Annotated in this window: 21 protein-coding genes; 6 read left to right on the top strand and 15 right to left on the bottom strand. The window is 73.2% G+C overall.

The window, feature by feature from the left end:
- Positions 1 to 58: 58 nt before the first annotated feature.
- From E5083_RS11620 to E5083_RS11630, 3 genes are read right to left on the bottom strand one after another with little or no spacing between them, the layout of a single operon-like run.
- Positions 59 to 733 carry a response regulator gene (locus E5083_RS11620; RefSeq protein WP_135785560.1) on the bottom strand — a complete coding sequence of 225 codons (675 nt, stop codon included), beginning with the start codon at positions 731 to 733 and terminating at the stop codon, positions 59 to 61.
- Positions 730 to 1,902, bottom strand: a complete 1,173-nt coding sequence (gene macS, locus E5083_RS11625) for a MacS family sensor histidine kinase (protein WP_425276715.1) — start codon at positions 1,900 to 1,902, stop codon at positions 730 to 732. The genes E5083_RS11620 and macS overlap by 4 nt, the downstream gene beginning before the upstream one ends.
- A 50-nt stretch (positions 1,903 to 1,952) precedes the next feature.
- Positions 1,953 to 2,690 (bottom strand): lysophospholipid acyltransferase family protein, encoded by a 738-nt coding sequence (locus E5083_RS11630; protein ID WP_037855357.1) that lies wholly within the window; start codon positions 2,688 to 2,690, stop codon positions 1,953 to 1,955.
- A 160-nt stretch (positions 2,691 to 2,850) separates the two neighbouring features.
- Here E5083_RS11630 and E5083_RS11635 point away from each other — a divergent pair, with 160 nt between their 5' ends.
- Together E5083_RS11635 and E5083_RS11640 are read left to right on the top strand one after the other, a co-directional pair.
- Positions 2,851 to 3,630 carry an alpha/beta hydrolase gene (locus E5083_RS11635; protein WP_135785562.1) on the top strand — a complete coding sequence of 260 codons (780 nt, stop codon included), beginning with the start codon at positions 2,851 to 2,853 and terminating at the stop codon, positions 3,628 to 3,630.
- Positions 3,623 to 4,204: a hypothetical protein gene (locus E5083_RS11640; RefSeq protein ID WP_135785563.1), complete on the top strand. Its 582-nt coding sequence runs from the start codon at positions 3,623 to 3,625 to the stop codon at positions 4,202 to 4,204. Before E5083_RS11635 ends, E5083_RS11640 begins: the two co-directional genes overlap by 8 nt.
- A gap of 6 nt (positions 4,205 to 4,210) precedes the next feature.
- Here the strand turns inward: E5083_RS11640 and E5083_RS11645 are convergent, their stop codons facing one another.
- The 6 genes from E5083_RS11645 to E5083_RS11670 all read right to left on the bottom strand — a co-directional run bounded on the left by E5083_RS11645 (position 4,211) and on the right by E5083_RS11670 (position 9,207).
- Complete coding sequence (locus tag E5083_RS11645) at positions 4,211 to 4,963, bottom strand: endonuclease/exonuclease/phosphatase family protein (protein WP_135785564.1); 753 nt, start codon at positions 4,961 to 4,963, stop codon at positions 4,211 to 4,213.
- Positions 4,964 to 5,065: 102 nt separating this feature from the next.
- Complete coding sequence (locus tag E5083_RS11650; protein WP_031179915.1) at positions 5,066 to 6,019, bottom strand: ROK family glucokinase; 954 nt, start codon at positions 6,017 to 6,019, stop codon at positions 5,066 to 5,068.
- A gap of 67 nt (positions 6,020 to 6,086) precedes the next feature.
- Positions 6,087 to 6,593, bottom strand: coding sequence for a DUF5304 domain-containing protein (locus E5083_RS11655; RefSeq protein ID WP_135785565.1), 507 nt, complete (start codon positions 6,591 to 6,593; stop codon positions 6,087 to 6,089).
- Positions 6,594 to 6,649: 56 nt separating this feature from the next.
- Positions 6,650 to 7,822 (bottom strand): ArsA family ATPase, encoded by a 1,173-nt coding sequence (locus E5083_RS11660; RefSeq protein WP_135785566.1) that lies wholly within the window; start codon positions 7,820 to 7,822, stop codon positions 6,650 to 6,652.
- 49 nt (positions 7,823 to 7,871) lie between these two features.
- Positions 7,872 to 8,312, bottom strand: coding sequence for an SRPBCC family protein (locus tag E5083_RS11665; protein WP_030810292.1), 441 nt, complete (start codon positions 8,310 to 8,312; stop codon positions 7,872 to 7,874).
- Positions 8,313 to 8,409: 97 nt separating this feature from the next.
- The gene (locus E5083_RS11670) at positions 8,410 to 9,207 is read right to left on the bottom strand and encodes a metallophosphoesterase family protein (protein ID WP_135785567.1); all 798 of its coding nucleotides are present in this window, start codon (positions 9,205 to 9,207) and stop codon (positions 8,410 to 8,412) included.
- A 252-nt stretch (positions 9,208 to 9,459) separates the two neighbouring features.
- Here E5083_RS11670 and E5083_RS11675 point away from each other — a divergent pair, with 252 nt between their 5' ends.
- Entirely contained in the window at positions 9,460 to 11,268 is a 1,809-nt protein-coding gene (locus tag E5083_RS11675; protein WP_135785568.1) for an AMP-dependent synthetase/ligase, read from the top strand.
- Between the two features lie 50 nt (positions 11,269 to 11,318).
- Here E5083_RS11675 and E5083_RS11680 read toward each other — a convergent pair whose 3' ends face one another.
- The gene (locus E5083_RS11680) at positions 11,319 to 12,461 is read right to left on the bottom strand and encodes a glycosyltransferase family 4 protein (RefSeq protein WP_135785569.1); all 1,143 of its coding nucleotides are present in this window, start codon (positions 12,459 to 12,461) and stop codon (positions 11,319 to 11,321) included.
- 128 nt (positions 12,462 to 12,589) lie between these two features.
- Between E5083_RS11680 and E5083_RS11685 the strand changes: the two genes are divergently transcribed.
- Complete coding sequence (locus E5083_RS11685; protein WP_135785570.1) at positions 12,590 to 13,825, top strand: glycosyltransferase family 87 protein; 1,236 nt, start codon at positions 12,590 to 12,592, stop codon at positions 13,823 to 13,825.
- Between the two features lie 3 nt (positions 13,826 to 13,828).
- On the opposite strand, the gene E5083_RS11690 is transcribed toward E5083_RS11685, so the two are convergent.
- The 5 genes from E5083_RS11690 to E5083_RS11710 form a co-directional block, all read right to left on the bottom strand.
- Positions 13,829 to 15,016 (bottom strand): hypothetical protein, encoded by a 1,188-nt coding sequence (locus tag E5083_RS11690; RefSeq protein WP_135785571.1) that lies wholly within the window; start codon positions 15,014 to 15,016, stop codon positions 13,829 to 13,831.
- Between the two features lie 29 nt (positions 15,017 to 15,045).
- Positions 15,046 to 16,050, bottom strand: a complete 1,005-nt coding sequence (locus tag E5083_RS11695) for a C40 family peptidase (protein ID WP_208754030.1) — start codon at positions 16,048 to 16,050, stop codon at positions 15,046 to 15,048.
- A 226-nt stretch (positions 16,051 to 16,276) separates the two neighbouring features.
- Positions 16,277 to 17,317, bottom strand: coding sequence for a C40 family peptidase (locus E5083_RS11700; protein ID WP_135785572.1), 1,041 nt, complete (start codon positions 17,315 to 17,317; stop codon positions 16,277 to 16,279).
- 210 nt (positions 17,318 to 17,527) lie between these two features.
- Complete coding sequence (locus E5083_RS11705; RefSeq protein WP_135785573.1) at positions 17,528 to 18,871, bottom strand: NYN domain-containing protein; 1,344 nt, start codon at positions 18,869 to 18,871, stop codon at positions 17,528 to 17,530.
- Between the two features lie 65 nt (positions 18,872 to 18,936).
- Positions 18,937 to 19,176: a hypothetical protein gene (locus tag E5083_RS11710; RefSeq protein WP_031179904.1), complete on the bottom strand. Its 240-nt coding sequence runs from the start codon at positions 19,174 to 19,176 to the stop codon at positions 18,937 to 18,939.
- 132 nt (positions 19,177 to 19,308) lie between these two features.
- Between E5083_RS11710 and E5083_RS11715 the strand changes: the two genes are divergently transcribed.
- Together E5083_RS11715 and E5083_RS11720 are read left to right on the top strand one after the other, a co-directional pair.
- Positions 19,309 to 20,061, top strand: a complete 753-nt coding sequence (locus tag E5083_RS11715) for a rhomboid family intramembrane serine protease (protein ID WP_135785574.1) — start codon at positions 19,309 to 19,311, stop codon at positions 20,059 to 20,061.
- A complete protein-coding gene (locus E5083_RS11720; RefSeq protein WP_135785575.1) occupies positions 20,058 to 20,339 on the top strand; it encodes an Lrp/AsnC family transcriptional regulator in 282 nt (93 codons plus the stop codon). The genes E5083_RS11715 and E5083_RS11720 overlap by 4 nt, the downstream gene beginning before the upstream one ends.

Below are 20,339 nucleotides of genomic sequence, written 5' to 3' on the forward strand. Positions count from 1 at the left end.
AGCCACGTTAATGGTGATACAGGTCACACAACGAGGTGGGAAGGGCGAAACCGGTGAATCAGTCGTCGTCCAGGCCGCGCTCGATGGCGTACCGCACCAGTTCCACCCGGTTGTGGAGCTGGAGCTTGCCGAGGGTGTTCTGGACGTGGTTCTGGACCGTGCGGTGCGAGATGACCAGGCGCTCCGCGATCTGCTTGTAGCTCAGGCCCTTGGCGACCAGGCGCAGCACCTCGGTCTCCCGCTCGGTCAGCCGGGGCGCGCCCGGCGCCCCGGCCTCGGGCGCCGGCGCGGGCTCGGCGGCCAGCCGCCGGTACTCGCCGAGGACCAGTCCGGCGAGGCCGGGGGTGAACACCGGGTCACCGACGGCGGTACGGCGGACCGCGTCCAGCAGTTCGCCGGTGGACGCGGACTTCAGCAGATAGCCGGTGGCGCCCGACTTCACGGCCTCCAGCACGTCGGCATGCTCGCCGCTGGCGGAGAGCACCAGCACGCGCAGGGCCGGGTTGTGGGCGACGAGTTCCTTGCAGACCTGCACACCGGGCTTGGCGGGCAGGTTGAGGTCGAGCACCAGCACGTCGGGGGCGGCGGCCTTGGCCCGGCGCACCGCCTGTTCGCCGTCGCCCGCGGTGGCGACGACGTGCAGCCCGGACTCGGCCAGGTCGCGGGCGACCGCGTCGCGCCACATGGGGTGGTCGTCGACCACCATCACCTTGATCGGGTCCTGCTCGGTCATCGCCGTTCCGCCTTCCCCCGCGCCGCCTCGGCGCTCTTCGGTACCTTCAACTCGACCTCGGTGCCCTGGCCGGGCACGGAGATCACCTCCGCGCTGCCGCCGAGGTCGCGCAGCCGTCCCCGGATCGACTGGGCCACCCCGAGCCTGCCCTCGCCCTCGGCCAGCGCGAGCCGGCCCTCGGGGATGCCGGGGCCGTCGTCGCGGACGGTGACGACGATCTCGCCGGGCTCGTCCTCGACCAGAATCCAGGCGCGGGCCTCCTCGCCCGCGTGCCGCCGCACATTGTCCAGCGCGGCCCCGACGGCGGCCGCCAGCTCCCGCGCCGCCGTCGCCTCCAGGGTGACCGGCGCCCCCGGTTCGGCCAGGCTCACGCGGGACCCGGCGTACGGGGCGAGCAGGGAGCGCAGGTCGAGCGGGCCGGTGTCGGCGGAGGCAGGGCCGGCGGGAGTGCGACTGGTGGGGAGCAAGCCGCCGGAGACCAGGGTGCGCAGGGCGATCTCCTGTTCCCCGGCCAGCCGGCCCAGCTCGGCCGCCTCGCCGCCGATGACCGCGCCGCGCCGCTGCACCATGGCCAGCACCTGGAGCACGCTGTCGTGGATGTCGCGGGCGAGGCGCTCCCGTTCGCGGGTGGCGGCCTCGATCTCCAGGGCGCGGGCGAGGGTGCGCTCGGAGGCGCGGGCCACCTCGACCACGTAGCCGATGGCGATGGCGGCGACCCAGACCAGGATCACGTTGTGCACGGTGTCCCGCGCCGGGGCGCCGCGCTCGACCAGGTTGGCCACGGCGACCGCCGTGGAGGCGCCGGCCGCCCAGCGCCAGCCGCCCTTGAGGGCGAAGGCCAGCACCGCGCCGGCCGTCCATATCGACGGCAGGGTGGGACCGCCGTCCGCGATCCGGTGCGGATCGTCGGCGAGCGGGGTGAGCAGGATGCCGAGGACCGCCACGGCCAGGTCGGCCGCGAGGAACCGCCGGGTGCAGCGGGCCGCACCGGTCACCCGGGTCACGGTGGCGAGCGTCCAGACGACGAGCAGCGCGTAGTAGGCGAGGGCCAGCCAGGGGCGGACGAAGTGGGTGTAGGCGGTGGCGCCCAGACCGATCGCGTACAGCATGGTCAGGACGCGGTAGCCGGTGAGCGCGCGCCACAGCGGCAGCTCGACCGACATCCGCATGACTTGCCCACCCCTGGCCACGGCGCCCCCGCCTCCCCCGAGCCGGGTCGCTACGCCCCGGTCTTCTCCGCCTTCTCCGCCTTGCCGGCTTCCTTCGCCGCCTTCGCCGCCTCCGCGATCTGCCGCTTGGCGGCGGTCGCGTAGATGTCGACGTACTCCTGGCCGGAGAGCTTCATGATCTCGTACATGACCTCGTCCGTCACCGCCCGCAGCACGAACCGGTCGTGGTCCATGCCGTGGTAGCGGCTGAAGTCCAGCGGCTTGCCGATCCGGATACCGGGCCGCATCAGCTTCGGCATGACCTTGCCGGGCGGCTGGATCTTCTCGGTGTCGATCATCGCCACCGGGATCACCGGCGCCCCGGTGGCCAGCGCCACGCGGGCCAGACCGCCGGGCTTGCCCCGGTAGAGGCGGCCGTCGGGCGAGCGGGTGCCCTCGGGATAGATGCCGAACAGCTCACCGCGCTCCAGCACCTCTATGCCGCTCTTGATCGCGGCCTCGCCCGCACCCCGCGCGCCGGAGCGGTCGACGGGGAGCTGCCCGACGCCCTTGAAGAAGGCGGCCGTCAGCCGTCCCTTGAGTCCGGGGGTGGTGAAGTACTCGGCCTTGGCGATGAAGGTGACCTTGCGGTCCAGCATCGTGGGCAGGAAGAACGAGTCCGAGAAGGACAGGTGATTGCTCGCCAGAATGGCGGGCCCCTCGGCCGGGATGTTCTCCAGCCCCTCGACCCAGGGTCTGAAGGCGACCTTCAGCGGCCCTCCGATGGCAACCTTCATCGTGCCGTACAACACCCACGTGCCTCCCGATTCCGTCGCACAGACCTTAACCCGGACCGCCGCCGATGGCGCCGACGACCCTGGTCGGTGGCGACGCGGTCGCGTACGGTGAAGCACATCCGCCCGTACCGCACTCCCCAGAGATCCACATACCGGAACAGGAGCCCCAAAGGTGCCGGTCCTTCCCGGAGCCGAGCCGTACCGCCACGACGGCGGGGAGGTGGGGGTTCTCCTCTGCCACGGTTTCACCGGCTCGCCCCAGTCGCTGCGCCCCTGGGCGGAGCACCTCGCCGCGCACGGCCTGTCGGTGTCGCTGCCCCTGCTGCCCGGTCACGGCACCCGCTGGGAGGACCTGCGGGCCACCGGCTGGGAGGACTGGTACGCGCACGTCGACCGTGAACTGTGGCAGCTCGCCGAGCGCTGCGAGCGGGTGTTCGTGGCCGGGCTGTCGATGGGCGGCGCGCTCGCGCTGCGGCTGGCCGCCAAGCACGGTGAGCGGGTGGCCGGTGTGGTCGTCGTCAACCCGGCGAACCGGGTGCACGGACTCGCCGCGCACGCCCTGCCCGTGGTCCGGCACCTGGTGCCCGCCACCAAGGGCATCGCCAGCGACATCGCCAAGGGCGCCACCACCGAGCTGGGCTACGACCGGGTCCCGCTGCACGCGGCCCACTCCCTGCGCCGCTTCCTGCGGGTGCTGGACGGTGAGCTGCCGCAGGTCACGCAGCCGTTGCTGCTGCTGCGCAGCGCGGTGGACCATGTGGTCCCGGCGGCCGACTCGGCGCGGGTGCTGAGCCGGATGTCCTCCACGGACGTAACCGAGAGCGTGCTGGAACAGAGCTACCACGTGGCGACGTTGGACCATGACGCGGACCGGATCGTCGAGGAGAGCCTCGCCTTCATCGACCGGCTCGCTCCCCGTGTCGGCAAGGAAGGGACGGCCCCCGTTGGCTGAGCACGACTCCGACCGCGAGGGCCGCGAGCCGGACGAACACGGCACGCCCCTCGACGAGGACGCCGCCTGGCGTGCCATCGTCGCGGGGTACGGCGACGAGCCGCCGGACCCGCCCGGCTCCAGGCCGTTCCGCGCCATCGAGGACCTCGCACTGCTGGAGAAGGACCCGGAACCCGAAGCAGAGTCGGAGTCCGAGTCGGACGGCACCGACGAGAAGCCCGCGCCGGTACGGCCGCTGGGCAGCTCGGTCACCTTCGCGCCCGGCGTCGGCCCGCGCGACCACACTCCGGCCGAGCCTTCCGACGACGGTGACGATGACGACGGCGAGGGTCACTTCGTACCGCCCGAGCCGCCCCCGCTGCCCGTCGCCGACACCACCGCCAAGTTCGCCTGGCTCGGGGTGGTCGGCGGGCCGGTCCTGCTGCTGCTCGCCGTGCTGCTGGGCTGGGAGATGACCTGGTGGCTGACGACCCTCGCCATCGGCGGCTTCCTCGGCGGCTTCGTCACCCTGGTGACCCGGATGCGCACGGACGACGACGGCGACGACGACCCCGGCCGGGGGGCCGTCGTCTGAGCATCGCTAGGCGCTCGCGGGGATTCTGAGGGCGGCCAGGACCGGGAGATGGTCCGTGGCCGCCCTCAGGTCGCTTCCGGTGACGCCGGGGAGGTCGGTGGGGACTCCGCAGGCCAGCACCTCGATGCCGTTCGTGGCGAGGACGGCGTCGATGCGGCGGGCCGGGGCCTCGGCGGGGAAGGTGTCCGTGCCGCCCCGGGGGGCTAGGGTCGCGGCGTCCTGGAGGGCTTCGGCGAGCTGGGTGAAGGCGGGGCCGGCCGGGCCTTCGTTGAGGTCGCCGCCGATCACGGCGTGGTCCACGCCCAGTTTGCCCAGGTGGTCGAGGAGCAGGCCGCTCTGCACCTGGCGTTCGGCCTTCGTCAGGCCGAGGTGGCAGCAGACGAGTCCGACGCGGGCCTTGCCGAAGCGGACGATCGCGGTGGCCAGGCCCCTGCGGTGCTGGCCGGGGGTGAGGGGCAGCAGGATGTCCTCGGTGTGCTCGACCGTGGCCCGCAGGGAGCAGAGGATCGCGGGGCCGGCTGCGGGGGCTCCGCCGGTGAGGTAGACGAGGTTGGTGGCCTTGGCGAGGCGGGCCAGCTTTTTGCGCCAGCGGAAGAAGCGGGGGGCTTCCTGGAGGAGGAGTACGTCGGGGGCGCAGGCGTTGATCACTCTTGCCAGGGCGTCGACGTCGTCCCTCAGGGAGCGGATGTTGTAGCTGAGAACCCTGATGACCGCGGAACCGTCTGACTCCGTACGGGAGTTGGGGAACGGGGATGGCATGTGATCAACCTACTCGGGGCGCGGGGATCGTTTGCGACTGCCGGTCCGTCGTGGCTTGTCGCGCAGTTCCCCGCGCCCCTGAGTCGGGACAACCGAGGTCACTTACATGACCGGGTCCGGCTCCCTGGCGAGGTCCGCCGCGCCGACCAGGCCCGCCTTGTTGCCGAGCTGGGCGGCGATGACGTCGGCGACCGGGCGCCAGTTGCCGCCGACCAGCCAGCGCTTGTAGGACTTGCGGATCGGGTCGAGGACCAGCTCGCCCTCGTCCGAGAGGCCGCCGCCCACGATGAAGGCGGAGGGGTCGAACAGCGAGGCCAGGTCCGCGAGACCGGCGCCCGCCCAGCGGGCCAGCTCGCGGTAGGAGTCCACGGCCACCGGGTCGCCCTGGCGGGCGGCCACCGAGATGTGCTTGCCCTCGATGCCGTCGGGGGTGCCGTCGCCGAGGCCCAGCAGGATCTCCGCGTTCTCCGGGGTGGCGTTGGCGCGCTGCTTGGCGTAGCGGACCAGGGCGCGGCCGGAGGCGTACTGCTCCCAGCAGCCCTGCGAGCCGCAGCCGCAGGCCAGGCCGTCCGGGACCATCCGGATGTGGCCGAACTCGGCGGCCACGCCGAAGTGACCCCGGCGCAGCTTGTTGCCGATGATGATGCCGCCGCCCAGGCCGGTGCCGAGCGTGATGCAGATGACGTTGCGGTGGCCCTTGCCCGCGCCGAACTTGTACTCGCCCCAGGCGGCCGCGTTGGCGTCGTTCTCCACGACGACCGGGAGACCCACACGGGCCTCGACCTTCTCCTTGAGCGGCTCCTGGCGCCAGTCGATGTTGGGCGCGAAGTACACGGTCGAGCGCTGCCGGTTCACGTAGCCGGCCGCACCGATGCCCACGCCGACGATGTCGTGTCCGGCACGCGCGCCCTCCACGGCCGAGGCGATGGCGTCCACGATGGCCTCGGGCGTGCTGGGGGTCGGCACCTTGAAGGTCGAGAGGATGTTGCCTTCCTCGTCGACCACGCCGGCCGCGATCTTGGTGCCGCCGATGTCGACGCCGATGGTGAGTCCCATGAATCCCTCAGTTCCGGTCGAGCCCCGCTAGGGCCAACGGTACCCGAGGCCCCACCGGGACAGACCGTCAGTCCAGGTCGATGCGCTCGCCCGGTCCGGTGCCCTCACCTGGGTCGCGGCGGCCGGTGGGCGGGGGGTCGGCCGGGGGCGGGGTGGGGCCGGTGGTCCACCGCTGCTCCTGGGCCTGGACGGCCGAGCGGTAGGCGGCGAGCAGCTCGCTGCCGGCGGCGGCGAGGTGGTCGAAGACCTGGGGATTGCGCTCGACGACCGGCTCGACGGCGGCCTTGGCCTGCTGGACCATCTGGCGCACCGCCTGCTGGGCGGCGGGCCCGGCCACCGCGCCGAGCAGCGGGGACTGCAGGCCGGAGAGCTTGTCGGCCACGGAGTCCATCAGCCGGCGCAGCTCCTCGGCGGCCGTGCCGGGCGGCGGCGGGCTGGTGCCGCGGCGGCGGGCCTTCTCGGCGGCCAGGTCCTCGGCGGTGGCGGTGGCCCAGGCGTCGGCGTCGCCCATGCGCGGCGCTTCGGGAGCTTCGGGCTCCTCGGGGGGCTGGGGTGCGGGGCGCTCTTCGCTCATGGCGGGCTCCTGACTACGGTTCGCGTCTTCGACGTTACCCGAACGGCGCAGTCCGTTCACCGTCCCGTGCCGGGCCACAGCGCGGGGTCGGGCGCGAACCGGACACACAGCTCGCCGTCGGTCAGGGCGGCCCCGGCGACGGTGCAGCGGCGCAGCGCGGAGGGCAGGGCGACGATCCGGTGGAAGGGCCCGGCGGTGACCACGAGTTCGTCGCCGCGCCGGATCAGGTCGAGGTCGTCGCGTACGGCGCCGGGCAGCGGGAGGCGCCAGACGAGGGTGCCGTCCTCGGCGAGGCGGTCGGTGACCGGCCACTCGACGGGGTCGGGCGCGGGGTTGACGGCGGGCGGGGCGAGCGCGGTGAGGTCGTCGGTGCCGCGCGGGTCGTGGCCGAGGTGCGGCACGGTGTGCACGTCGTGGTCCTGGGCCCAGTCGGCCAGGGTCTTGCGCTGCTGGGCGAAGGGGCCGGCGAGCCAGGTGCCGTCGGCGGACTCGGGCAGCACGCGGTTGGCGATCAGGGTCTCGGCGCGCAGTCCGCGCAGGGCGAGGCCGAGCGTCGCCGTCCGTACGGCGTCCTCCCCGGCCGGGCCGGGTTCGGCGACCAGGCGGACGGTGGTGCCCTTGTCGGCGACGACGGCTTCGACGGCGGCGAGTTCCAGGTCCCAGCGGGCGGCCGTCTCGTACAGCCAGTCGGCGGGCATGGGGACCCCGGCGAGGCGGCCGAGGACGGGGTGCAGGGCGCGGGCGGCCTGGCGCTCGGGCGGCAGGAGGCGGCGCAGGTAGCGGCGGAGTTCCTCGGGCAGCGCGAGCAGGGCGAGGGCCTGGGGCAGCGGGGGGAGGTCCACCACGAGCAGGTCGTAGCGCTCGGAGAGGGCCGCGTCGCGCAGGGCGCGCAGTACGGAGAGTTCCTCGGCGCCGGGCAGCGGGGTGACCTCCTCGGCGTCGAGCCGGGAGGCGCCGAGCAGGTCGAGGACGGTTCCGGCGCGGTGCTGGAAGGCGGTGAGGTCCTCGCGGAAGCGGGCGCCGGCGTCGGGGCGCCAGACGGTGAGGTTCTCGGCGGCCTCGGTGGGCGTGGGTCCCGTCACCGTGCCGAGGGCGGCGCCGAGCGTGTCGGCCCGGTCGGCGCCGAGCACGAGCACGCGGGCGCCGGTGCGGGCCGCGGCGAGCCCGGTGGCGGCGGCGACGCTGGTGCGGCCGCTGCCGCCCGGCCCGGTGATCAGGAGGGTACGCATGAGGCTGAACGGTAACGGAGCCGCAGCCCCCGGCGGGGACGGGCCGGGGTCAGGAACCCGTCTCGACGCGCTTCTTCAGGCCGGCCAGGGCGCGGTCGATGATGACCTTCTCGGCCTTGCGCTTGATCATGCCGAGCATGGGGATCTTGACGTCGACCGTGAGGCGGTAGGTGACCTCGGTGGACCCGGCGCCCGCGGGCTTGAGCAGGTAGCTGCCGTCCAGGGAGCGGAGCATCTGGGACTTCACCAGGGTCCAGGAGACCTCGTGCTCGCCGGTCCAGGTGTAGGCGAGGGTCTGGTCGTCCTTGATGGCGCCCGCGTCCATGACGAGGCGGACCTCCTCGGCGCGGCCACGGCCGTCGGTCTCCAGGACCTCGGCCTCCTTCACCTCGCCGGTCCAGTCCGGGTAGCGGGAGAAGTCGGCGATCACCGCCATGACATCGGCCGGGGCCGCCTCGATCGTGATGCTCGAACTGGTGTGTTCCGCCATCGCCGTGGCTCCTCCAGATGCGGCCGGACGTTGTCTCACGCGCGGGGTGCGCACGTGTGTGCAGCGTGAAGGCTACCGCGCCGCCCCCGGCCCGCCGTCACCACTCCAGCGCCCACGGCTTGCCGGTTCCGGCGAAGTGCCCCACGTTCACGCACTCGGTCGCCCCGATCCGCATCCGGCGGACGAGCGGCTGGTGGACGTGGCCGAACAGGGAGTAGCGCGGCTTGGTGCGCTGGATGGCGGCCAGCAGGGCCCGGCTGCCGCGCTCGAAGCGGCGGGCGACGGTGTCGTAGACCAGTTCCGGCACCTCGGGCGGGATGTGGGTGCAGAGGACGTCGACCTCGCCGACGGCCTCGATCTTCGCCGCGTACTCCTCGTCGTCGATCTCGTACGGGGTGCGCATCGGGGTGCGCAGGCCGCCGCCGACGAAGCCGAAGACGCGGCCGCCGATCTCCACCCGCTCGCCGTCCAGCACGGTGGTGCCCGGTTGGGCGTACTCCCGCCAGAGGGGCGGCATGTCGACGTTGCCGTAGGTGGCGTAGGTCGGGGTGGGGAAGGCGGCGAACATCTCGGCGTACTGGCGGCGTACTGCCTGCTCGATCGCGGCGTCCCGGTCGGTGCCGATGCCCGACCACAGCTTCCGGCCGAAGGCGCGGGCCTCCTCGAAGCGGCGGGCGGTGCGCAGTTCGACGATCCGGTCGGCGTTCTCCGCGCCGAACAGGTCGGGGAAGATGCCGCGCGAGTGGTCGGCGTAGTCGAGGAAGAGGACGAGGTCGCCGAGGCAGATCAGCGCGTCGGCGCCCTCCCCGGCCCGCGCGAGATCACGGGCGTTCCCGTGCACGTCGCTGATCACGTGGACGCGGGTCCGGGGGCCGCGGGCGGGTGTGGAAGCCATGGCGATCAAGGGTAGAGGTGTGCGGTCTACGTGAACAGTGGCCCGTCTGGCCTGCGGTTACTCGCCCGTTGGTCAAGAGGTGGACTACTGTGCGCCCAAGAGGGTTATCCCGTGTGACGCAGCGAACATCTGGCACGGACCCCCTGTCCCAGAGGTCATACCGGCGGGTAACGTCCGGGCAGTCCGGTCGTGCTCCGGAGAACACCCCGGCAGGCGGGACCCCCCGAGCACCCGCCCCGAGGAGCAGCAGTTTTGCGCGAGTTCAGCCTTCCGGCTCTGTACGAGGTCCCCGCCGACGGCAACCTGACGGACATCGTCCGCAGAAACGCCGCTCAGCATCCGGACGTCGCCGTCATCGCGCGCAAGGTCGGCGGCGCCTGGCAGGACGTGACGGCCCGGCAGTTCCTCACCGAGGTGCACGCGGCCGCCAAGGGCCTGATCGCCGCCGGTGTGCAGCCGGGCGACCGGGTCGGCCTGATGTCCCGCACCCGCTACGAGTGGACCCTGCTGGACTTCGCCATCTGGAGCGCGGGCGCGGTCACCGTGCCGGTGTACGAGACGAGTTCGCCGGAGCAGGTGCGCTGGATTCTCTCCGACTCGGGCGCGACCGCCGCCTTCGTGGAGCTGGACGGCCACGCGGCCGCCGTGGACTCGGTGCGCGATTCGCTGCCGGCGCTGAAGCACGTGTGGCAGATCGAGGCCGGGGGCCTGGAGGAGCTGACGCGGCTCGGGCAGGACGTCTCCGACGCGACGGTCGCCGAGCGCGGCTCGCTGGCCAAGGCGGACGACCCGGCGACCATCGTCTACACCAGCGGCACCACCGGGCGCCCCAAGGGCTGTGTGCTGACCCACCGCAGCTTCTTCGCGGAGTGCGGCAACATCGTGGAGCGGCTGCGCCCGCTGTTCCGTACCGGTGAGTGCTCGGTGCTGCTGTTCCTGCCGCTGGCGCACGTCTTCGGGCGGCTGGTGCAGGTGGCGCCGATGATGGCGCCGATCAAGCTGGGCTGCGTCCCGGACATCAAGAACCTCACCGACGAGCTGTCCGCGTTCCGGCCGACCCTGATCCTGGGTGTCCCGCGCGTGTTCGAGAAGGTCTACAACACCGCGCGGGCCAAGGCGCAGGCCGACGGCAAGGGCGCGATCTTCGACAAGGCCGCGGACGTGGCCATCGCCTACAGCCGCGCGCTGGACACCCCGGCGGGCCCGTCGCTGAAGCTGAGGCTCAAACACAAGGTCTTCGACAAGCTGGTCTACGGCAAGCTGCGCGCGGTGCTCGGCGGCCGGGGCGAGTACGCGATCTCGGGCGGCGCTCCGCTGGGCGAGCGGCTCGGCCACTTCTTCCGGGGCATCGGCTTCTCGGTGCTGGAGGGCTACGGCCTGACGGAGTCCTGCGCGGCCACCGCGTTCAACCCGTGGGACCGGCAGAAGATCGGCACGGTCGGCCAGCCGCTGCCCGGCTCGGTCGTGCGGATAGCGGACGACGGCGAGGTGCTGCTGCACGGCGAGCACCTGTTCAAGGAGTACTGGAACAACCCGGACGCGACCGCCGAGGCGCTGGCCGACGGCTGGTTCCACACCGGGGACATCGGCACCCTGGACGAGGACGGCTACCTCCGGATCACCGGCCGCAAGAAGGAGATCATCGTCACGGCGGGCGGCAAGAACGTCGCCCCGGCCGTGATCGAGGACCGTATCCGGGCGCACGCGCTGGTCGCGGAGTGCATGGTGGTGGGCGACGGGCGGCCGTTCGTGGGCGCGCTGGTCACCATCGACGAGGAGTTCCTCGGCCGCTGGGCCGCCGAGCACGGCAAGCCGGCGAACTCCACGGCCGACTCGCTGCGCGACGACCCGGAGCTGAACGCGGCGATCCAGGCGGCCGTGGACGACGGCAACGCGGCGGTGTCCAAGGCGGAGTCGGTGCGCAAGTTCCGTATCCTGCCGATCCAGTTCACCGAGGAGTCGGGGCATCTGACGCCCTCGCTGAAGCTGAAGCGGAACGTGGTGGCCAAGGACTACGCGGCCGACATCGAGGCCATCTACGCCAAGCAGACCGCCTCCTGACGCACCGTCACAGAGCCGAGCGGCGCCGGGGATTCCCCGGCGCCGTCGTGTCAGAGCAGCACCTTCAGCCGTTCGGCCAGCAGGTCCCAGCGCCACTTCTCCTCGACCCACTGCCTGCCGCGCTCGCCCATGCGGCGGCGCAGGCCCTCGTCGGCGAGGAGGGCGGTGATCCGCTCGGCGGCCTCGGCCGGTTCGCCGCCCCGGACCACCCAGCCGGTCTCGCCGTCGAGCACGGCGTCCGGTGCGCCCCCGGAGTCACCGGCGACGACGGGCAGCCCGGTCGCGGACGCCTCCAGGTAGACGATGCCGAGCCCCTCCACGTCCAGCCCGCCGCGCCGGGTGCGGCACGGCATGGCGAACACGTCCCCGGCGCCGAAGTGCGCGGGCAGTTCCGCCCAGGGCAACGCGCCGGTGAACCGTACGGAGTCCGCGACGCCGGTCTCCGCGGCCATGCGGCGCAGGTCGGCCTCGTAGGGGCCGCCGCCCACGATCAGCAGCACGGCGTCCGGCTGGGCGGCGAGGATCTGGGGCATCGCCCGGATCAGGGTGTCCTGGCCCTTCCTCGGCACCAGCCGGGAGACGCACACCACGACCGGCCGGTCGGTGAGCCCGAGCCGGGCGCGCACCTCGTCCCCGCCGGAGCCGGGGTGGAAGGTCTTCTCGTCCACGCCGGGCGGCAGTTGGACCATCCGTCCGGCCGCCTCCGGGGTGAGCGCGGCCGCGATCCGGGACCGGGTGTACTCGCCGAGATAGGTGATGGTGTCCGTCGACTCGCCGATCCGGCGCAGCAGCCCGCGGGCGCCGGGCAACTGGGCCCAGCCCGCCTCGTGACCGTGGGTGGTGGCCACCAGCCGCTCGGCGCCGGCCTGGCGCAGCGCGGGTGCCATCAGCCCGAGCGGCGCCGCAGCCCCGAACCACACCGAGGTGCAGCCGTGCTCCCGCAGCAGCCCCACCGCCCGCCGGGTCGCCGCCGGGGTGGGCAGCAGCATGGTCGTACGGTCGCGTACGACGGTGAAGGGCTGCTCGGCGTCGAAGGCGGCGGTCGCCTCGGCGCCCTCCCGGCCGCGCTTCCAGGTGGAGGCGTAGACGACGATCCGGTCCGGGTCCAGGCGCAGCGCCATGTTGTGCAGGAACGCCTGGATGCCGCCGGGGCGGGGCGGAAAGTCGTTGGTCACGATCAGGGTCTTGTGCATCGCCGCCGACCCTACCGGGTGGCCCGCCGGGGGCCGGGCCGGGCGGAGTCTGTGGCAGGGACACGGCCGTAAAGGACATCATGAGTCTTCCGACGCGCACGACACACGACCGAACGGCAGGGGATCACGTGGACACGAAGGGCGCCGGGCGGTCCCTGGCGTGGCTCGCGGCGGTGTGGGCGGCGAGCCGTGCCGTCCTGCTGCTGACCGTGTTCAAGGTGATCACCGTCGCGGGCCCGGACGTCACCTCGGACGTGTCGGTGATCTACCGGGGCTGGTACGAGGTCCTGCGCCAAGGAACGTTTCCGCTGGACGACGTCACCTGGCAGTACCCGCCCGCCGCCGCGCTCGCGGTCCTCTCCCCCGGCCTGCTGCCGTTCCTGGACTACACGGACGCGTTCTTCGTCCTCGCCTGCCTCACCGACCTCGCGGTGCTCGCCCTGCTGGTGCGCTACGGCCGCGAGCCGGGCCGCTCGCCGCGCGGGGCCTGGCTGTGGACGGCGGCCGTCCCGCTGCTCGGGCCGACGGTGTACGCCCGCTACGACGTGATGGTGACCGCCCTGGCGGTTGCCGCCCTGCTGGTGGCCGCCCGGCATCCGCGCGCCTTCGGGGTGCTGACCGCGCTCGGCGCGCTGGTGAAGGTCTGGCCGGCGCTGCTGCTGACGGGATCCTCCCGGCGCCGTCCATGGGCGTCGGCGGCGGTGACGGCGTCGGGGCTGGCGGCGCTGTTCGCGGTGTCGATGCCGGGCGCCTTCGCCTTCCTGACCTTCCAGCGGGACCGGGGCACCGAGGTGGAGTCGCTGGGCGCGCTGGTCTTCCATGTGGCCCGGCACTTCGGCTGGGAGGGGCAGGTCCTGCTGAACTACGGCTCGATCGAGTTCCTCGGCCCCTGGGTCGGGGTGGTGAGCACGGCCGCGCTGGTGCTGACCGGGGCCGCGTTCGGCTGGCTGGTGCTGTGGCGGCTGCGGGTGGCGCGCACCGACGAACTGACGCTCCCCGAGGCCGCGTTCACCGCGGTGCTGCTGTTCACGGTGACCAGCCGGGTGATCAGCCCGCAGTACCTGGTGTGGCTGATCGGGCTGGCCGCGGTGTGCCTGACCCACCGCGCCTCCCGGATGACCGTGCCCGCGCTGATGGTGGCGGTGGCGTCCCTGGTGACGGTCCTGGAGTTCCCGCTCGGCTTCATCCACGTGGTGACGAGCGACTGGTACGGCGTGACGCTGATGGTCGTGCGCAACGGCCTGCTGGTCGCCGCCTCCCTCACGGCGGGCCGCCGGCTGTGGCGCGCCACCGTGTCCCCGGTGCCCCTCACGTCCGCCCCCGCCACGGCGGACCGCGCCGACGAGTCGCCCGTCTCCCCCTGAGCCTCAGCCCAGTTGGGCCCGGACGTAGTCCTGCCACTGGGCGGTGAACTCCTCCGGGGTGGTGTCCAGCACCTGCTTCAGCGCGCCCTCCACCGCGCCCGCGCGGGTGCGGTGGGCGCCGACGGCCCGGTAGAAGGCGCGCAGCTCCTCCTCGCCCCAGCGCTCGGCGATCATCCGGCAGGCCAGCCAGCCGGACTCGTAGGCGCGGGCGAGCCCGGCCGGGTCGCCGGTGAAGCCGAAGTCCTTGTCGGCGGGGAGCGCGTCCGGGACGCGCCCGTCCGCGACGGCGCGGGTCAGCTCGGGGGCGACCTCGCCGGGGGTGCGGCCGGTGCCGAGGTAGCCGGTCCAGTCGGCGTACCCCTCGGAGAGCCAGAGCGGGGTGGCGGCGGTGGTCGCGGAGCGGGTGGCGACATGGGTGGTCTCGTGGGTGAGCACGACCTGTTTGCCCAGGTCACCGAGGGCCGCGTACGCCTCCGGGTTGACCACCACCCGGTCGGCGGGTGCCCGCCCGGCGCCCCGTGTCTCGGCGGTGGTGACAGCGGCGATGCCCCGGTACTGGGCGGCGGGCGAGCCGAGCAGCGCGGCCATGCCGTCCAGCGAGCGCGGCACCAGCACCACCACCCGCCGGGCCCAGCGGGCGCCCCAGGCGCGGGAGACGGCCGGTACGGCGCGGTCGGCGAGCCGGGCGTAGCCACGCAGCTCCTCCGTGCTCTGCCCGGTGCCCAGCACCAGACTGTGCGCCCCGCTGACGGCGCTGACCGGGCCCTGGTCCCAGAGCTGCTGTCCGGCGCCCTGCGCGGGCCCCTCGGCGGCGACGTACCAGCCGCCGTCGGCGGTGTGGCTCAGGGTGAGGGTGCGGCGGGCGGTGACGGGCGCGGTGTCCTGCCCGGCGACCCGGTAGCTCAGCTCGGCGTCCGCGCTGGTGCCGTCGGGGCGCAGCGAGGTGATCCGGTAGGCCCAGGCGGCCAGCGGGAGGGCCCGGAGCCGGGTGTAGGGGGTGCGGGTGCCGGTGGTGGCGTAGGCGGCCTCGTCGTGGCCGAGCAGGGCGGTGGCCCGGCGGTCGAGCACCCGCTGCACCTCGGCGCGGGCGCCGGTGCCGGGGGCGCGGTGGCCGCATCCGGAGAACGCCGGCAGGAGCAGCAGGCAGAGTCCCGCCGCCGCTGCTCGCCACGCTCCGTCCCGGCCGGCCACCGTCCGATCGTACGGGGTGCGGGCCGGTCTCAGGGCCGGGTCACCGCGGAGATCGGCAGCATCCCGACCCGGTCGTAGCGCACGGCCGCGCCGGGGTGGGGCGCGTGGATCACCTGGCCGTTGCCGGCGTACATCGCCACATGGCTGGCGTCGGAGCGGTAGATCACCAGGTCACCGGGGCGGGCCTGGGAGAGCGGGACCTGGTGCCCGGCGTTCCGCTGGGCCTGCGAGGTGCGCGGGAGCTGGACGCCGGCCCGGGCGTACGACCACTGCATCAGGCCGGAACAGTCGAAGCCCGAGGGCCCGTTGGCGCCCCACACGTACGGCCGGCCGAGCGCGGAGCGGGCGGCGGCGAGCGCGGCGGCGGCGCGGGGGTTCAGGTCGCCGAGGCCGGTGAGGTCGGGGCGGCCGGAGCGGGAGGACCGGTTGTAGTCGGCGCGGTCGGCGGCGGGCAGGGAGTCGAAGAGGCGCCGGGCGCGGGTGAGCCGTTCCCGTACCTTCCGCTTGTGCGCGGCGACCGCCTTGCGGCTGCGTTCCAGGTCGCCGAGCTTGGCCTCGGCCTCGGCCCGCTCCTGGGCGAGGTCGCGCAACGCGCCGCTCAGTTCTCGGAGTTGGCCGGCCTGGCGGGTGTCGATGCGGTCGACGACGGACGCCTTGTCGAGGTAGTCGTCGGGGTCGGCGGAGAACAGCAGGGCGACGGCCGGGTCGATGCCGCCGGAGCGGTACTCGGCACCGGCGAGCGAACCGAGCCGCTCCCGCAGGGAGTTGACCCGCTGCTGGGTGCGGGCGATGTGGTCCTGGGCGTCGCGGACCTCGCGGCGGAGCTGGTCGGCGCGTTCGTCGGCCCGGTCGTAGTCCTCGGTGGCGCGCTCGGCCGCCGCGTAGAGCCGGTCCAGTTGGGCGCGGGCGCCGTCACGGGGCGCCGCGTGCGCGGCGGGTACGGCGCCGAGGGCGGCGGCCGCGGCCGACAGCACGCACAGGGCTGCCGCGCCCCGGTCGCATCCGGATGTTGCGGGACGGCGATGGGACGCCACGGCGGTCCTTCCCCTGGACGACGGGAACCGTCCCCCCGGCGCGCGGACGGGCGGGGGCCCTCGGCGCGGGGGAAACGCGCCAGACAGTAGCCGCAGCGGCACCCACCGGCCAACGACCGCCGTGCGCACACACGGTGACGCCCCGGCGCCGACGCAGGTCAGCGGCGGGGCGCCAGGGGTCGCGCGGTGCCGTGATTCGCCCGTTCGGGCGGGTGTGGCGAGGGTGTCAGACGCGGACGCCGAACATGAACGGGCCGCCGATGGTGCTCATGGACTCGTAGCGGACGACCGTGCCGGTGCGCGGGGCGTGCAGGATCTGGCCGTTGCCCGCGTAGAGACCGACGTGGTGGATGTCGTTGAAGAAGAAGACGAGGTCGCCGACCTGGAGGTCGCTCGTGGAGTAGATCCGGGTGCCGATGTTGGCCTGCGCCTCGGAGGTGCGCGGGATGGAGACACCGGCCTGGGCGTAGGCCCAGGAGGTCAGACCCGAGCAGTCGTACGAGGAGGGGCCGGTGGCGCCGTAGACGTACGGGGTGCCGATCTTGCTCTGGGCGGCGGAGAACGCGGCTCCGGCGCGGCCCGAGGCGGGGACGGCGTTGCCGAGCTGGACGCGCTCGCTGGAGGAGCGGTCGGCGCGCTGCTGCTCGGCGGCGAGCGCCTGCTTCTCCTTGGCGGTCAGGGTGTTGAGCAGGCGCTGCGCCTCGCCCAGCTTGCCCTGGACCTCCTTCTTCTTCTTGCCCAGCTCGGTGCGGGTGGAGGCGAGGTCCTTGAGCTTCTCGGTGGCCTCGGCGCGGTCCTGGGCGAGTTCGCGCTGCTTGTCCTGGATCTTCTTCAGCGCCTCGACCTGCTGACCGCTCAACTGGTCGAGCGTGGACGCCTTGTCGAGGTAGTCGTCCGGGTCGGCGGAGAGGAAGAGCTGGACCGAGGGGTCGATGCCGCCGCTGCGGTACTGGGCGGTGGCGAGCGAACCGAGGCCGTCGCGCAGCTTGTTGAGGTCCTGCTGGCCGCGGGCGACGTTGTCCTGGATCGTGGAGATCTCCTTCTGGAGCTTCTCCTGCTTCTCCTTGGCGCCGTTGTACTTCTCGGTGGCCTGCTCGGCCTGCTCGTAGAGCTTGTCGACCTGGGCCTTGACCTCCGTCTTGCCCGGCTTCTCGCTCGGGGCGGCGTTGGCCGCGTTCGCGCTCAGCGCGACGGCGGCGGCCGCCGCGGTGGTCAGCACGGTGACACGCGTGCGGCTCGGCTGCTTGGGTCGACGATGGGACGCCACTGAGGACGAACTCCTTCTTGTGAGTGATCACCCGCTCGGAGGTTCGAACCGACCCTAGTGACCCAGTTGTGATCAGTTCAAATCCTCACAGCAAAAAATCCAGTCCCTCGCTGCATATTTTGCACTCAACGCACCACGCGTGACGCCGGGTTGACTTTCCGTCGTCCACAGACGCCCTCAATTGGGGCAGGTCAGGCGTCCGTCGGGCGTTCAGGACAGTCGCTTGAGAAGTACCGCAGAGGCCACCGGGCGCGCTCCGGCGCGGGCGACGCCGTCCGCCACCTCGCGGTCGGTGGAGGCCACGATGACGGGGCGGCCCGGCGGTTCGGCGCGCACGAGCTGGCGGATCAGCTCGTCCGCCGTGACGCCCGGCTTGGAGAACAGCACCCGTACCCCACGCGGCGGCGCGAGCAGGACCGGGGCGGCCAGTTCGGCGCCGTCGAAGACACAGGTGACCTCGGCGCCGGTCTGCGCGGCGAGCGCGGAGAGCTGGCCGAGCAGTCTGAGCCGCTGCTTCTCCAGCGGCATCTGCGGATAGCCGGTCTTGGTGACGTTGTAGCCGTCGACCACCAGATGGGCCTGCGGCAGCGCGAGCAACTGGTCGAGGATGGCGGGGTCGTGCTCGGACAGCGCGCGGGCGGCGATGTCCTTCGGCGTCATCCGGCCCGGCTCCACCGCGTCCACGGTCTCCGCCGGGCGCACCGACACCGGTGGCAGGGCGAGTTCGCGGCGCAGCCCCTGGGCCGCCTCCAGCACGGTGTCGAGCAGCAGCCGTACCCGCATGTCCTCCACGCTGCGGCCCTCGCGGACCGCGCGGCGGGTCGCCTCCAGCGCGGCCTCCGACTCGCCGAGGCGGGTCTTGAGCCGGCGGGACTCGCTCTCGGCGGCGGAGACGGCCGCCTGGCCCTCGGCCCGCGCGGACTCGGTCTCGGCGCGCTCCTTGCGCAGCGCGGCCTCGCCGCGCTTGACGTCGCTCAGGGCCGAGCGCAGCTTGCGGTGCAGCGCGTCGGCCTCCTTCTTCGCCGCGTCCAGCTCGGCGCGCAGCCGGGCGGTCTCGGCGCGGGTGTGCTCGCGGGCCCGCTCCAGCTCCTCGCGGAGCTTCTCCAGCTCGGCGCGACTCTCCTCGTCCACGCGCTCGGCGTCCGCGCGCTGCGCCTCCTCGCCGGCCGCGGCGACCAGCTTGGCCCAGCCGGGCGGGCGCAGCACATAGGCGGCGGCCGCGACGTCGAGGGGGTCGGCGGCCGGGGGCGGTGCGCCCGCCTCCAGCGCGCCGCACAGCTCGGGCTGGATCTCCTTGTAGCGCTCGCCGATCCGCTGCCGGAAGAGGCGTTCGGTCTCCAGCGCGGCGGCCATCGCGTTCCCGGCGAACTTGGCCCGCCGGTTCGGCGTGAACCGGGCGTACTGCCGCAGGGGGGCGGGCAGTTCGGCCATGGTCAGGGCACCGAAGGCGTCCGCGACGATTCTCACGACCCGGCGGCGCACGCCGTCGGGCAGCGGATGGTCAAGCACCTCGGCGGTGCCGTCCTCCGGCCCCCCGCCCGCGGTCTCCACCATCCGTCACACCCCAATGCCCGACATGCCCGATCCACCTGTCCGATCCCGTGCGGACCGCCCCGCCGCTAGGAGGCGGCGCCCGGCCTGTCCACGAGTTCCACCTGGTCCACCGCGTTGCACCAGCGGCAGCGGACCGACTCGATGGTCTCACTGACCACCTCGCGCTCCTCGACGGTCGGCTCCCCGGCCAGGTCGAGGTGGACGTACTCGACGGCCTTGGAGGAGCGGGTCACGTCGAACCGGGTGAGGTTGCCGCACAGGGTGCAGCGCCAGCGTGTCGTGGCGGTCGGCGGAGGAACCGTCATGGCGCAGCTCGCTTCCTTCTCGTCGCGTCGTGTGGCCGTAACCCTACGGCCTGCCGGGTGTTCGCCGCCCGCCTGTCCGAAGCGGCGAGGCGGTCTGTACCAGTGCGTCCGGTTACGTCATGCTCTGTATTCATGATCAGAGAGTGGAGCACGACCGCCGCCCGGACCGTCAGGGCGGTCCGGGGCAACCCGGCGCCGCAGACGTACGGCCTCATCGCCCTGTGCTGCCTGATCTTCCTGCTGGGCCCGGCCTCCGGCTTCACCCACTCGTACGGCACCGGGGACGCGCTGCTCGCGGCGCAGCGGGCGTACTTCCGGCACTGGGGGGTGATCCCGGCCGGGCTCTTCGCGGAGCCGGTGCGGGAGGCGCTCACGCCGGTGACCGCGCTGTTCGTGCACGGGAGCTGGGTGCATCTGCTCGGCAACATGCTGTTCCTCTTCGTCTTCGGCGTGCTCACCGAGGAACGGATGGGCCGCGTCGAGTTCGCCCTCTTCTACGTCGGCTGCGGCTACCTCGCCCTGCTCGGGTACGCGCTGGCCAACGCGGACTCCGAGCAGTCCCTGGTCGGCGCCTCGGGGGCGATCTCCGCGGTCCTCGGCGCCTTCCTCCACCTCTTTCCGCGGGCCCGTGTCACCAGTCTCCTCCCGTTCCTCTTCTTCCTCCCGCTGCGCTTCCCGGCCTGGGTGGTGCTGCCCTTCTGGGCCGGGCTCCAGTGGTACGCGGCGGGCCGCGCGCCGGAGGGTCCCGGCGTCGCCTACCTCGCCCATGTGATCGGCTTCTGCCTGGGCTTCGGCTACGCCTGGCTCAGGTACGGGCGGACCGCGGGCGGGGCTAGAGTTGAGGCCGCCCCGGCTCCGGCGTCCAAGGGAGAGAACCAGCCGTGATCACCGCGATCGTCCTGATCAAGACCAGCGTGGACCGGATTCCGGAGATCGCCGAGCAGATCGCCGCGCTGGAGAGCGTGAGCGAGGTCTTCTCCGTCACCGGCACCTACGACCTGATCGCCATGGTCCGCGTGGCCCGCCACGAGGACCTCGCCGAGGTCATCCCCGGCCGCATCAGCAAGATCCCGGGCGTGGAGGGCACCGACACCCACGTCGCCTTCCGCACCTACTCCCAGCACGACCTGGAAGCGGCCTTCGCCATCGGCCTGGACTCCTGA

The organism is Streptomyces bauhiniae, from assembly GCF_004784475.1.
Taxonomy (GTDB): domain Bacteria; phylum Actinomycetota; class Actinomycetes; order Streptomycetales; family Streptomycetaceae; genus Streptomyces; species Streptomyces seoulensis.

Coding starts and splice junctions, on each gene's coding strand:
- E5083_RS11620 (WP_135785560.1), bottom strand. CDS start 733: ATGACCGAGCAGGACCCGATCAAGGTGATGGTGGTCGACGACCACCCC.
- macS (WP_425276715.1), bottom strand. CDS start 1,902: ATGCGGATGTCGGTCGAGCTGCCGCTGTGGCGCGCGCTCACCGGCTAC.
- E5083_RS11645 (WP_135785564.1), bottom strand. CDS start 4,963: ATGCCATCCCCGTTCCCCAACTCCCGTACGGAGTCAGACGGTTCCGCG.
- E5083_RS11650 (WP_031179915.1), bottom strand. CDS start 6,019: ATGGGACTCACCATCGGCGTCGACATCGGCGGCACCAAGATCGCGGCC.
- E5083_RS11655 (WP_135785565.1), bottom strand. CDS start 6,593: ATGAGCGAAGAGCGCCCCGCACCCCAGCCCCCCGAGGAGCCCGAAGCT.
- E5083_RS11660 (WP_135785566.1), bottom strand. CDS start 7,822: ATGCGTACCCTCCTGATCACCGGGCCGGGCGGCAGCGGCCGCACCAGC.
- E5083_RS11665 (WP_030810292.1), bottom strand. CDS start 8,312: ATGGCGGAACACACCAGTTCGAGCATCACGATCGAGGCGGCCCCGGCC.
- E5083_RS11670 (WP_135785567.1), bottom strand. CDS start 9,207: ATGGCTTCCACACCCGCCCGCGGCCCCCGGACCCGCGTCCACGTGATC.
- E5083_RS11680 (WP_135785569.1), bottom strand. CDS start 12,461: ATGCACAAGACCCTGATCGTGACCAACGACTTTCCGCCCCGCCCCGGC.
- E5083_RS11705 (WP_135785573.1), bottom strand. CDS start 18,871: ATGGTGGAGACCGCGGGCGGGGGGCCGGAGGACGGCACCGCCGAGGTG.
- E5083_RS11710 (WP_031179904.1), bottom strand. CDS start 19,176: ATGACGGTTCCTCCGCCGACCGCCACGACACGCTGGCGCTGCACCCTG.
- E5083_RS11715 (WP_135785574.1), top strand. CDS start 19,309: ATGATCAGAGAGTGGAGCACGACCGCCGCCCGGACCGTCAGGGCGGTC.